Source organism: Aquimarina sp. AU474 (assembly GCF_900312815.1).
GTDB lineage: Bacteria > Bacteroidota > Bacteroidia > Flavobacteriales > Flavobacteriaceae > Aquimarina.
Map to the genome: position 1 here is coordinate 615,459 of NZ_OMPE01000009.1, position 13,865 is coordinate 629,323.

The 13,865-nt window shown below is 35.4% G+C and carries 12 protein-coding genes; all 12 read right to left on the reverse strand.

The features are described 5' to 3' along the window. Positions 1 to 132: 132 nt before the first annotated feature. The gene (locus tag DK508_RS16305) at positions 133 to 465 is read right to left on the reverse strand and encodes a hypothetical protein (RefSeq protein WP_109301853.1); all 333 of its coding nucleotides are present in this window, start codon (positions 463 to 465) and stop codon (positions 133 to 135) included. Then, complete coding sequence (locus DK508_RS16310; protein WP_109301854.1) at positions 452 to 3,562, reverse strand: leucine-rich repeat protein; 3,111 nt, start codon at positions 3,560 to 3,562, stop codon at positions 452 to 454. Before DK508_RS16310 ends, DK508_RS16305 begins: the two co-directional genes overlap by 14 nt. A gap of 482 nt (positions 3,563 to 4,044) precedes the next feature. Beyond that, positions 4,045 to 4,662 carry a VOC family protein gene (locus DK508_RS16315; protein WP_160114756.1) on the reverse strand — a complete coding sequence of 206 codons (618 nt, stop codon included), beginning with the start codon at positions 4,660 to 4,662 and terminating at the stop codon, positions 4,045 to 4,047. Between the two features lie 236 nt (positions 4,663 to 4,898). Continuing rightward, positions 4,899 to 5,762, reverse strand: a complete 864-nt coding sequence (locus tag DK508_RS16320; RefSeq protein ID WP_109301856.1) for an alpha/beta hydrolase — start codon at positions 5,760 to 5,762, stop codon at positions 4,899 to 4,901. 298 nt (positions 5,763 to 6,060) lie between these two features. Then, positions 6,061 to 6,639: a helix-turn-helix domain-containing protein gene (locus tag DK508_RS16325; RefSeq protein ID WP_109301857.1), complete on the reverse strand. Its 579-nt coding sequence runs from the start codon at positions 6,637 to 6,639 to the stop codon at positions 6,061 to 6,063. A gap of 207 nt (positions 6,640 to 6,846) precedes the next feature. Further along, the gene (gene bla / locus DK508_RS16330) at positions 6,847 to 7,749 is read right to left on the reverse strand and encodes a class A beta-lactamase, subclass A2 (RefSeq protein ID WP_109301858.1); all 903 of its coding nucleotides are present in this window, start codon (positions 7,747 to 7,749) and stop codon (positions 6,847 to 6,849) included. Between the two features lie 124 nt (positions 7,750 to 7,873). Continuing rightward, a complete protein-coding gene (locus DK508_RS16335; protein WP_109301859.1) occupies positions 7,874 to 8,419 on the reverse strand; it encodes an NADPH-dependent FMN reductase in 546 nt (181 codons plus the stop codon). A gap of 4 nt (positions 8,420 to 8,423) precedes the next feature. Continuing rightward, a complete protein-coding gene (locus DK508_RS16340; protein WP_109301860.1) occupies positions 8,424 to 8,876 on the reverse strand; it encodes a DoxX family protein in 453 nt (150 codons plus the stop codon). Between the two features lie 22 nt (positions 8,877 to 8,898). Continuing rightward, on the reverse strand, positions 8,899 to 9,540 hold the full coding sequence (locus DK508_RS16345) for a hypothetical protein (protein WP_109301861.1): 642 nt from the start codon (positions 9,538 to 9,540) through the stop codon (positions 8,899 to 8,901). Positions 9,541 to 9,593: 53 nt separating this feature from the next. Continuing rightward, positions 9,594 to 10,097, reverse strand: coding sequence for a Crp/Fnr family transcriptional regulator (locus DK508_RS16350; RefSeq protein WP_235016424.1), 504 nt, complete (start codon positions 10,095 to 10,097; stop codon positions 9,594 to 9,596). Positions 10,098 to 10,380: 283 nt separating this feature from the next. After that, positions 10,381 to 11,457, reverse strand: coding sequence for a two-component regulator propeller domain-containing protein (locus DK508_RS16355; protein ID WP_109301863.1), 1,077 nt, complete (start codon positions 11,455 to 11,457; stop codon positions 10,381 to 10,383). Positions 11,458 to 11,591: 134 nt separating this feature from the next. After that, positions 11,592 to 13,745, reverse strand: a complete 2,154-nt coding sequence (locus DK508_RS16360; protein ID WP_109301864.1) for a S41 family peptidase — start codon at positions 13,743 to 13,745, stop codon at positions 11,592 to 11,594. Positions 13,746 to 13,865 lie beyond the last annotated feature (120 nt).

Below are 13,865 nucleotides of genomic sequence, written 5' to 3' on the forward strand. Positions count from 1 at the left end.
TACTCATCTATAGTGCTGCCATCCCGATGAACCTGAAAAGAAACAAAAAAAAAGCACTGTTAATCAAATAATTAACAGTGCTTTATATTTTCATTTTTCTATCTTCCTTATCTCCTCCAACAATCTAATCTACTATTCTTGGGTATCATTGGTTTTTAAAGTGGTACGGGAGCGATTAAAAAACTGTCGTAATTCGGCTACTTTTTCTGTAAAACCCAATTTTCCTGCACCTTTGCTATATTGAGAATATGCATAATCATTTAATGCATTCTGATAATTATCATAATCGTGCAAAATTTTAGTACTTTCTAGTTGATAGGCAATACTTTGTACCCGTGCCAACAGACTTTCGGCAAATGCGCGGGCTTTATAATCCCTTTCGAACTCCTGCCAGTTTACATCGGGAGTCCTTGCGCGGGTACCGGAGAACTCTTTTCGATTAGAGGAACAATCAGTAATTGACATATATCATTTTTGTCTCGTAGTCCAGCCCCGATTCGTTGTAGTCTATCACACATACATAGGAGCCAACGGGTACTCGCTCGCCTTTATGGGTGCCGTTCCAACCATCGCCCGGTCCCCCATAATGGGCGCTGAACAGCAAGCGTTGGCTCAGGTTGTATATCTTCACCACGTTGTTTTTGTATTTTTCTAATCCTTCAATTACCAAGGTGTCGCCAATGCCATCGCCGTTAGGAGAAAACCCTCTATTGAAATCCATAAGCGGCTCCTTAGAGTTACTACAATTCCCGGTAGCAACGGTCACGATCTGCCCACAAGAAGCGGTATTTCCAGCATCATCTGTTACAATCCAGGTCACGGTTGTTTCTCCGATACCGAACTCATAGGTATCGGGGTCTATATCTGTACCATTTACTTGGGCGACAACAGTGGTAACAGAACAGTTGTCGGCGGTAACAGGGATTCCAAGGTCGACAGTAGTGGTACAATCGCCAGTACCATTATCAGAAGCATTGGCCTCCACATCGACGGGACATGTTATTGTTGGAGCAATAGTATCCACAACAGCTACGTTTACCAGCTGTGCCGCCAGATAGGATAAACTGTTTGTGCCCATGACCATATTGGCCGGTACATTGATGGTAATGTTGCCATCACAGAGCAACTCGGGTACAATGGTAACGGTATATGTTGATCCGCTCCCTGTAAAGTCGCTTACCATGGCATTAGCAACCTGGATACCACACAACCCAAAATCTGTGACCTCGTCATCAAACCTAATGTTTACCGTAAAGGGTTCTGAGCCATCAACATTTTGTGGGGCATCAATAGTCGGCCTAGGGGGGGTACTGCCATCCGATATGGATCTAAACCCGCCCCACCCATTATCCAAATAAGCTTGTCTGGTGTCCATCGGCACTACAAGGTCTATTTGGTGACGGCTTGCATTTACAAAAGCAATTGCATCGAGCGCCGGTGGGTCGGTGGCCCCTACCGTCACCAGATCAAGCTCCGGGTTGTTATAAAAGGCCTGGGCCCCTATACTTTGAACACTGCTCGGTATGGTCACCTCTGTCAATAGGTTATCACTAAAAGCCATTTCCCCGATACTGGTGACACTGGATGGAATTTCAACACTGGCCAGTTCGTTGTTCCCAAAAGCTCTTTCTCCGATACTGGTAATACCAACAGGAATTTGAACACTGACCAGTTCCTTGTTTTGAAAGGCTTTTCCCCCGATAGCGGTCACATCGTAGGTGTTCCCGCCATGATCCACCGTTTCGGGGATGGTCACCGCTGTGGCCGTACCGGTATAGTTCACCGCCATTACCTCGCTCAGGGAGGTAATGACGTATGTGATGCCATCAACGGTAAAGGTGTCGAAGCTGGCGGACCTGAACCCCTCCCACCCGCTATCCAAATAAGTCTGTCTGGTGCCCAGGGGCACCACAAGATCTATTTGGTCACGGTCTGCATTTACAAAGGTATTCTTATGGAGCACTGGGGGATCGTCGGCCTCCACCGTCACCAAACGAAGGTTTGGATTATCCTCAAAAGCAAACTGATCTATATCATCCACATTGCCCGATATGGTAACCTCCGTCAATTGGTTGCCGTTAAAGGCCAATCTTTCAATATCTTTCACATTGTCCGGTATGGTCACACTGGTCAATTGGTTCTGTTCAAAAGCACCTAACCCGATATGTTCCAAAGCATCGGGCAGGTCAACCGCGATCAGATTATTTCCCCCAAAGGCAGCATCCCCGATCGATCTCACACCATCGGGTATCACAACGCTGGTCAATTTGCCCGAATAGCCCTCTCTATCCGCAGCTCTGTCTCCAATAGACGTGACCGAATATGTACTGTTACCCTCGCTGTTTCGGAGGTATTCGATTTCTGAGGGGATTTCCAGGTCACCTCCAGAGCCCCTATAGTCCACGAGTTTTACTTCATTGGGGGATAACGATGTGACTTCCCAAAGGAAGGAAGAATTGAGATGGAGCCGCCCTTTGAGTGAAAAGATCTCCTCGAAACCCGTCCACCCTGCATTTTCATATTCTTGCTCCTTGCCCTCGGGCACTATCAATTCTACTGTGCCACGTCGTAGATGCTCAAAGGCATCTGGATCGAGCGTCGGGGGTTCATCGCCGGTCATTATCAAATCGCTAATGGTGTCCCATGACCTATAAAAGGCCCCGGGTCCAACATTTTTCACACTGCCCGGTATGGTAACCGTTAACAGCGCAAATACGCCAGTATTTTGAAAAGCGTCAGCACCTATAGCGGTCACCGGGTAGTTGCTCCCGTTAATATCCACATTTGGGAGAATGGTCAAATGATGTACACTATTAATATAGTCAATCACCGTTGCTTCGGGTCGATTGGTAGTGATTCCATATGTAATATCACCAACATTAGTGAACCCTGAGGTGATGGTTCCGAACTCCTTTATGTCCGCCCACCCTGCATCCTTATATGCCTGGATAACACCTAAGGGCACCACAACTTTTGTTTTGCCCAAAAATCCTTCTCCTACACGCTCAAAGGCTATTTCATGAAATTCTGGTGGTGGATTACGCTCGAGCCTCACAATGGCAAGCATTCTGTTATTAAAAAAGGCCTGTTCTCCAATAGATTCCACACTGGCCGGTATGGTCAACTCCTTTAGATTGTTTTGGGCAAAGGCCCACTTCCCGATAATAGTGACACTTTCTGGTATCGTCACTTCTGTCAAGGATGCGTTTTTGTTAAAAGCACCTAGCCCGATAATGGTCACTGTGTTGGGTATGGTGACACGGGTTAATCCTTTATCCTCAAAAGGACGCGTCCCAGAATTAAAATCATCAATGTCCTCACCAATAGCGGTCACATTGTAATCGGTGCCGTTGCTGTTGACCGTTGGGGGGATGTCCACCTCTGTTGCCGAACCGGTATAGTCCACGATCTTAACTTCGGCCTGAGCCGTAGAGGTAATTTCGTAGGTGATGTCATCATCGGTAAATTGGTCTCCTACATTTTGACCATAACCACTAAAGCCTGCCAATACCATAAAGATGGCAGACATTATCAACTGTAACTGTTTTTCCATTTTTGACATTTTGTATGACTTTTTGAATATTATTTAAAAACAAAGAATGATCATATGAAGAAAACACCCAACAATTCGTGCTAAAACCAATTAAACAAGGGACATAACTGGGTATTTTTGGGATTTTAAAAAAGGGAATCAACCCGGTAGCAAAGTATTTTACTCGATCGAGATTAAATGCGCTAAGGCTAAGCTCGAGGTAGTTTCTGAATTTATTTTCAGAATAATTTTATTTGAAGGAATAAGGAAATACGATATTTGGTTGTTGAAGATATCTTGAGATTAGCTTCATACAATTTACTTGTTTTGTAAGGGCCTGTAAATTAAACTTTGTAAGCTATTTCAATTTACTGAAAACCTAATACCCTATAATAGTTTCTTATAATTGTATAAAGCGATCTTGTGTCTGTTTTGTTTGGTTATAATCCTTTGAGTAGCGTTAGCGAAGACCAACGATTTGCCAAGGTGAATATACATCGTATTGTGCATAATTATTTAAATATCACTTTTCCTTTTGGAGTTTCTAGGGTGAATTTGAGTTGTGGTGTATCACCATTTCTAATCTTCATTAATTGAATCTTTGAATTATTTTTGGATAAAATATTTTCTATATGATCCTTGTATTGAGTTGTAACCTCAAATTCTGTCAAATAACACATTGTGTTCTTTTGAATTGAAGGATGAGTTGTTTTGTCAGACCAGCTTATAAAGAAAGGGTTAATACTTAACGCCGGATTATTTATCCGTAATAATTTCCATTCTAGTTTATCTCCGTTAGGTTTTTCTCTTGACCAATCTTCAATTCCTTTTGTTTGAAATTCAGAATCTAAAATTGTTTTTTCCAATAATTCTATTTCATCCGTAGATATTGCAAAACCTATGGGTTTTAGTATATTAATGTTTTTGAAAAATTCTGGAATCGTATCCAATTCCTTTTTTGGAGCTAAAATTTCAATATAAACCCGATCATTCATAGGTACAATTGCGTTGTGAGTGTTGCTATTTGGATGTTCACCACCGTATGTAGCTTTTATCCCAGTTAATTCTTCAAATTGCGCAACTCCCAAATCAAGCTCATTTATTGCTAATATGATATGGTCTATTTGCATATTATTTATTTCCTTATTTTTTTTACATCCCACAAGAAACAGTAAAATACAATAAGCAAAATATAGATATTTTCTTTCCATTTTTTAAATTATCATTATGCACAACGTTAAGTGTATGGTTTCGTCGCGTAGAGACTAAGATAGCAAAAAGAGGAAAACGTGTTGGGATTTCGCGATAAATCCCCGAAAGTTCATTAAACAACAGAACAATGAACTATACACCTTGTTAGCAATAGTTATTTTCTTGTCATTTTCATAAACTCTTCTACGTATTTACTCTCATAATCATAGATACCCATAATGTGTTTACTATCAATATCCCAAAATTTGGTGTTGCCTTTATTTGCTTCGTCAAATATTTCTTTTCCTAATTCATATGGGACCTGTATATCTGTCTTACTATGAATAATTACTGTTGGAATTGTTAACTTTTTAATTTCTTCTTTCGCAGGAAAATCGTTGTTCATTATTAGTGGAACAACCCATTTAAAATTTTCTAAATTTAGTGCATTAGCATAAACTTTTCCAATGTCAGGAAAGGAACCAAAAGTACCTTCTAAAATTAATCCACTAATCTTTTCCTGACGGTGACTTGCATTCATTGTTGCAAAAGTTCCGCCTAAAGATTGTCCCCAAATTATTACAGGTTTTCCCGAAACATTATCCATGGCTACTATTTCATCAAAAATCAAAAGAGCATCTTTTTTTAAGGTTGAGGTGTTCGTCGCTTTTCCCTTCGATTTTCCAAAACCTCTACGTTCAAAACAAAAAACTTGAATACCTTTATCTAAAAATGGTCTATAGGTCTCTTGCATTGAAGAATTTAGATGCATTCCTTTTCCAGAATAGTGAAAAATGGTACCAATAGAAGTAATTGAATCAGGTTTAAAAAGGACTCCGTGTAATTTTACATCATCATCTACTTCAAAATAAAATTCTTCATAATTTAATTCAGATTTAAATTCGGTATAACTAGTATCATTAGTTTGATATATCATTTTGTCTGAAAATCTTGAAAACCGAAGGTATAAAATAGATAAAAGTGTTATTGCGAAAATTGTAATTATCAACCATTTTGTAATCTTTAATAATTTTTTCATACCATATTTTTCTTATTAGACGCGATATCTTTTCTTTAGGTTACTGATTTTGTTTTAATTATTGCTAACGTTAAATATATGGTAGGTTGGGTAGAAAATAAATAATTACTTTCGGTTTAGTCACAAGCCAAATCTTTTGGATTTTGTTTTAATTTTTCTCTTTTAAAGCCAAAATAGACCATTTCGCTACCGCGTAATATTTTATTTGACGGACTGTATAGAAACACACTAAACTTTAGGCTAAGCTCCCAAACTCGTATTAATTATAGTCATTGTTGTGTAGTATTCTACAGTCATGTTAGTTTAAAAAATTCAACGTTGGTTTGTAATTTACCATATCTTTTTTATTATAAAAGATGGTGTTTTTTATGATCATGAATAGGTTAAATATGTAAAGTACAACTGTTACAATTATTACCGATAATATAGTTTCTCGAAGATTTCCCATTACCAAAAGCGCACCTACTGCGATGAGAATATTGAATATGAACAATGATAATGTCCAGCTTATTTGAAAATTAAGGATTGATTTTCCTACCGAATTCATATTCTTTATTTTATCCTTGTTAAGAATCCATATTACTAGTGGTATAAGTATTCCAAGTAAAGGAAATGCCAGAAATCCAAGTTGTGACAAATTTAGCATTGCTATTAAACTATTATCTTCCCGTATTTGCCAATCAATGATGTCATCGGGTGATACCTGAAGTGCAATTGCTAATTTTTTTAATGAATCACCATGTGGTGTCGTTTCCCCATTTTCTATTCGCTGAATTGTTCGTAGACTTAATCCCGACTCTTCAGACAATTCTTCTTGTGAAAAACCTTTGCGATTTCTGATCTCTTTAATCCTTCTTGCTTGTTCGTTGTTCTTCATTTTCTTTTATTTTTTAGTTTAAAAACAAAAGTAGTTTCAAATCTGAGGATCTGTTACGTCATGTTTATGTCACCTTTACGTCATTGGTGTCAAAGTTCATATTACACTATTTTATACGACACACTTCCCTTTGGTAAAGCTTTTACTAGCTATATTTATACACCTTGTTACCTGCTGGCATATTCGATATTTGATTAGGATTATCTGTTACTCATCCATAAAATAATCCCAAGTCATCTTAGAAATATCAGATATTATTTTTTCGTTAGTCTTAAAGTCTTCTTTAGATTCAGTCACAAAAACACTTATTGTCAAGTGTTCTCCATTCGGAAGAAACACAATTCCAATGTCATTTACCGCAGCAGTTATTCCTGTTTCTTTATGCTTTCCTGACCAGCCTGTTTTGTGTGCGACAATTGTTTCTTCTGGCAATTGGCCTCTTAATCTGTTTTTTCCAGTTTTGGTTCCTTTCATTATGTTCCAAATAAAATCATAGCTCTCTTGGGAAAGTAAACCATTTTTATTTTCATAGAATGTTGCCAGAATCTTATTAGCTTCTATTGGGGTTATCCAATTTAAAAATTGCAAATCCCAATTATTCTGCATAGTCTCCTCGTTTATTTTCACAGCAAAATCTTTAAACCCAAGGCTTGAAAAATAATTCTCAATAGCTTGTGGTTTTCCGAGCAATTTTAGCAAAACATCACACCCAACATTGTCACTCAAAGCGACAGTGTACTCAATAATTTCTGCAATGGTAAGTTTAACTCCTTTGGGATATTTTTTTCTTATTGGGCTCCATAATCCAGGTAACAGTTCACTTTGCTTGATGTCAATTTTTTGGTCAAGTGAAAGATTACCATTATCAACTTCTGATAAAATAGTCAATGCAATTGGAAATTTGAAAACACTTTGCATTGGAAAGTGTCTTTGACCATTAATACTTAATGTGTCGTTAACTTTCATCCCATTAATTGCGACTCCAACAATTGTTTTTTTGGTATTTAAAATACTATCAATTTTCTGTCTTAATGTTTCTATTTCTTGGGAATACCCCTTTGAGAAAACCATTAAAAAGACTAAGAATATAATAGGTGTGTTTTTTAGCATGATTTTTTGCGCGTTTCAGCACCTAATTTAGCAAATACAAACCGAATAGAAAATCCGTGAGGGATTTCGTAAGTAGGCGAGTACTAGCAATGAATTATACACGTTATTGGCAATAGTTTTTTAGTCATTGAAACTGGTTATTTAATTGCTGTTCAAAAAGTTGAGCTTTTTCAATCAGTTCTTTCTTTAAGTCCGTATTTGAAATACCATCCTCTGAGAAATTGTCAAAGAAACTAGGCAAGGAAAAATCTGCTACGACATTAGCACCTAAAAAAGGAAAATAGCTAACCGCTGCTTGTAATACAGTAGCTCCACCGCGACCACCAGGTGATGTTGCCATTAAGAGTGTGGGCTTGTCTCGCCATACTTTTATATTTGCACGAGACAACCAGTCTAAAGTATTTTTAAATACTGCTGTGTAGGTTCCGTTATGTTCTGCTAGTGCTACTATAAATCCATCAGCGTTATCAAATACTTCATTGAGTCTTTTTACGGCTGTTGGTATGCTATTTTCATCTTCGAAATCAACACCATAAACAGGTAGCACATAATCGTTTAAGTCAATGGAGATACGTTCTATATGTTCTAGTAAATCCGATGTATACGACAGTAACTTTTTGTTGATTGAATTCTGACTATTACTTCCTGCAATTGTGATTATTTTTTTCATTTTTCTATTTTTTTGAGATTAAACCATCTATGGACCATTTTCCGCTACCATTAATTACAACACTTAAAGCAAGACCGATAATTAGAAGGGAATACTCGTAACCTTCACCTCTTTGATTACCAAACCAGTTCATAAAAAAACCATGTTCTAACTGTGTAGTAATAATGATACCTGTAAACATGCCAACAAGTGTTGTGGCCCAAAACCTAGAAAAGAATCCAAGAACCAATGAAATAGAGCCAAAAAACTCTATCATAATTACTGAGAAGGCTACAATACTTGGCAAACCCATTTGTGTGGTCAATGACTCTATTGTTGCGGAATATCCATATCCACCAAAAAGACCTAATAATTTTTGTGCACCATGAGGGAATATTACTAAGCCTAGAGTCCATCGTGCGATACTAAATCCAATATTTGGATTTGTTTTTAAAAGTTGTGTTACTAATTTTTTCATAATGTTTAAGATTTAAAATTGATTATATAGTTATTCGATAATAAAATCCGACAGATGTTTTTTTTATAGGCTTCAATCCGTATTGGTCAATATCTAAACCAATACCTAGCTGATGGTCATAAAAAGACACTCCTATCCGCAACTGTTGATAGCTTCTTGAATGTATTTTAAACTGATCCCAAATGGTTAAGAACTGACCGTTTAACCAGAGTGATAGATTATCATTTAGAGGTTTGTTGTATTGAAATTGTATAAATACTTCTGTGTAACTAGCATCAATTTTCTCTGAGTGCGCAACTGTTGGCATTAATACAAATAACAGGCGTGAACTTTTAAATGTATACTTTGCCGATAGCCTCTCAGAATAGCCTGCAAAGCTGTTATAGTATATGGAAGAACCGATAGCAATGTTTTTGGTAATATTCCAAAACAATGTGGGTTGTACACCAATCTCATCAAATTCTTGGTTTTCTTCTTTAAACTTTTGAAAGAAAGCCAGCGCATTTAGACTTAGCGTCTGACTTTTATTAATAGGATAACTTGCGAATAGCGTGAAATCTGTTTTATCAAATCCCGAAAACAATTCTATCTGAGTAAATTGTGCTTGTAAAGGATTTAAAAACCCAATGATTAAAAGAGAACCGATGATGATAACTTTTTTCATGCTTCAAAATTCCGAAAGGAACACATGAAAAAAAATGAACTAGTTTAAGACTTTTACCTTCGGTTGACTTTTGTGATAATCTTACTCATAAATTCGGGCGTGATACCAATATAACCAGCTAAGTCTTTCTGAGTAATTCTATTAACAATATTTGGGTATTTTGTCTTGAATTCGATATATCGCTCCTCTGCGGTTAATGAAATACCATGGTTTGAGCGTCGTATATAACTAATTAAGGATTTTTGATATAGTATACGATAAAATCGTTCAAACTTTGGTATCTCTTGAAATAGCAATTCGTAATTGGCCTTTGAAATACCCAGCAATTCAGAATCTTCAGTAGCTTTTATAAAATAGCGTGTCGGCTCCTTAGTCATAAAGCTAGCCATATCGCCTGTCCAATAATCCTCTACAGCAAACATGGAAATATGTGGTGCGCCGTCATCATCTAGAGTATACACTTTTAAACAGCCTTTAGTAATAAAATACTCATATGCAGTTATATCACCAGCTTGCATTAAAAATGCCTTTTTCTTTATGCTAATTTCCGTAAGCAAAGAGAGATACTTCTGCTTTTCTAACTCGGTTAAATCAATAAATCTTGAAATATTATTTAGGATTAAGATATGTGATTCTTTGTAGTTCAACTAAGGTTTTGTGTGATTAAGTTTTCTTGTTAGTCATATTCGGTAATTATTGCCAACGTTTTCGGCTATGCGTAATGGGGGTTTTAAGGCACTTAACTTTCTGATTAGCGATTAGTTCATTTTGTGTAATTACTTTCATATCAGCGCTTTTTCCCGTATTATATATAGACATTGTTGTGCGTTCGTATTTTATTTACCAAGGGCCATTCTTAGTTACATTAATAAATATACCGTTTTCTAATCTAAAAGCACCACCAAATCCAACAAACCAAAGCCTATTGGATTGGTCTTTAAATATTTGAAAAACTACTGGACCTTTATTATCTCCTGATTTTTGAAATTTTATGAGTTCATTTCCATCATAAGTATATAAATAGTGTTGGTTTGAAACAAACCATAGATTTCCGTCTTTGTCTTCCGCTATGCTTCCTATCCCTTTTCCTGTTTCAATTTTCCCTTTTGTAATATTTTCCGCCTTATTATCTATTAAACTATAGAGTCCATCTTTTGTTGATACCCATAATTCACCATGTTTATCTTCGAAAATTTCATTGACAAAATTCGTTTGAATTCCTGCTTTTTTAGAAATATTTATAAGTGAATTATTTGCGTATGTAAATAGACCGGCATTTGAACTAAACCATAGTGTGCCATTCCTATCTGCGAATATATTATGAACCATTGTTGTACTTGAAATACCTACAGTTGAATCTACTTTTCCTTCGGGAAGTACAAATTTTGTGAACTCTTGACCATTAAAAACACACACACCATCTATAGTTCCAATCCAAATTCTATCACTTTTATCAGCAGCAATAGACCATACATCATTGCTTATTAATCCGTCAGATTCGTAATAATTTGTCACTTTTTCTCCATTAATACTGCTAAGACCATCTGTATGTCCAAGCCAAATTATCCCATTTTTATCTTCTGTAATGTCTTTTATGGTGACATCTTTTCCAGATTCGCTTTTAATACTATCAATATGAATTAATAAATCACCAGTTAGTTTAAAAGCACCACCCTCTCCTCCAAACCAAATGTTACCTTTACTATCTTGAAAAATTGTCCTTACAACTTGACTAATTTGATTATTGATATCTGAATAAAACAAAGAGTGGTCAGTGTTGTAAGTATTTGACTTACTGTCTTCTAATTTCTTTTCTGAATTTACAGATTGTTCTATCTCTTTCTTGCTTTTTTGTCCATTACAAGAATTTAAAATAAACGACAGAGCTATGGCTGTAAATAATTTAATCTTTATCATCAGTGTTTTTTCATTCGTATATGACGCACAACATGTTCGTGTATGGTTTGTTGAGGGAAATCAGTTATGATTTCCCGATTAAGAACTAAAGATAGCTATTGCGCGTGAATTTCCGAGTAGGCAAGAACAAGCAATTACTTATAACCATTGTTCTCATTAGTTTTATTTTTTTCTGATTTTATAAGTTTTATTGTATAATCAAGCTCTATATCTGTTCCTTCAGCTATGCTTTTTTGTGTTGGAATAACAACATGATCTGGGAAAACACCTCTTCCAAAGGTTGCATCAATTCTTTCTCTATTATTTAGATATTTAATAAAATTAATTCTAGCAATCAATCTTGAATTGGGTAAAACAAAGGACTGTATAATTCCACTTGTATTTCCAAAATAACCACCGCCAGTTTCTTCACCAATAAAAACTGCACGTTTTTTATCTTTTGCAAGGGAGCTGAAATCTGAAGAAGTAGATATGTTTGCACCATTAATAAGAATATAAACGTTATTGTCATATCGATTATTTTTGCGTGGTCTTATATTTTGTTCTGGATCTCTATATCCGGAAAGTTCGTAGTTGGTTACCATTTGTATTCCTTCCTCATCTTTACTACTAACAATGTTTAAAAATTCTAAATCTTCTTTTGAAATACAACAGTCTATGTTTTCTAATTTATCCTTATTAAGACTTGTATTGGTTTCATATCTTTTAAAATATAGGTAGTTACTTTGTGCCAAATAACTATATAAATAACTTCCGTTCCAATCTTGCCCACCATAGCTATATCGTAAATCAATAATTAAATCTTTGATAGATTCTTGCGCAATTTTTTCAAATGTTTGATCTATATAATTTCTGAAATTATCGCCTCCATTAAAAGAACGCAGTGATAAATACGCTGTTGTACTGTCTAACAAATGAAAATTTCGGTATCTATCTCGTAACTTATTAGGCGTTCTTGGAATTGTATTTTCCTTAAAATCTTTTCTTAAAATCGCTGTGACTTTGTGTTTCTTAAATTCTTGATTTAACGTATTGTAAGTGACTTCATATTCTGATTTATTCCCTAAAATAATTGCTAATAAAATATTAAACCTAGAACGTATTCTATCATTTTTATAACTTATATTGTAGCCATCAGAAGTAATAAAATTTCTCATCTCTTTAAGTAATTCCTTACTAGAAATACCATTAATCATTGTTATTTTATCTCCTCTTTTAAAGATGTTCTTACCGGTCCAATCTTGGACTACGAATATATCATCTTTAACAACCAAAACACCCAAAGGGAGGATTTTATATGTATTCTTAATATGTGAATCTAATGCTTTTGAAGGTCTTAAACTAGAATGTAAATCCCCTATTTTTGAAAATATAGGTGCTAGTAATTTATAGAATTCTAGTTCTGTCATTGGCGACCTAATACTGGTTTTTGAGTTTTTAAACAGTTCGTTTATTTCTTTTTTTGAAGAAAACCAATACAAAGATGGATAGATCCCTTCTAAAACAGTTTTTAGTTGATTAATATCGTTTTTAAGTTCAGAAATCGATATTTTTCGGCCTTGATTGTAAAAAATAGGAGTTACTATATTTTCTGGAATATCTTGTAACCCAGAAAGAATTCCAAACTGCGCCACGTAACTCTCATTTACGTTTGGGATTTGCCAATTTGACACATCGTTAAAACGTATTATTTTCCTTACTACTTGTAATCCCCACTTTTGATTTTTCTGATTTGAAATTTCTAGTTCATCAAAAGGAATTCTCATTTCTGCAGTCCAGCCAATATTATCAATATTAGTTGCTACATCCCATTTAGGATGCCAAGAATCATTAAAGTTTTCGTCTGTTTCAATATTTGCGTCTGTTCTTATGCCATAAGGACTTACAGATAAAGCATATCCTGTTTTTTTATCTAAATTAGTATCCAAATCAATCTCAACCCAATCATTACTTGAATTATCACGAGGTGAAGGGAATAATGGTATAGAATCTGGTTTTTTATCATAACATCTAACTCCTACATAAAGATATTTGTTATCATAGATAATTTTAAATTTAGTGTCATATTCTTTTAATAAAGTATCTTTTCTAGAAAAATTACCACTCCATTTTATAATATTCCAAGCTTCATCATTAATAACTCCATCAATTATTGGTGTAGTTTCTGTTTTTTGAGTAATATACTCTCTTTTTTGATCACTGCCGATTTGACTATAAATTTTACAAGAGTAAAATAAAAAAACTTGAAAGAATAGGATGTAATAGTATTTTCTTGATTTTAATAACATAGATTGTTTTAATTGATGAGAACGGTTGGGCTATGGTTTCGTTGTGGAATTGTCCGGTAGGACCATTCCGCGAGAACCAAGTGATGATTGAAAGATAGGAATTTTAAATGGAAAATTCCG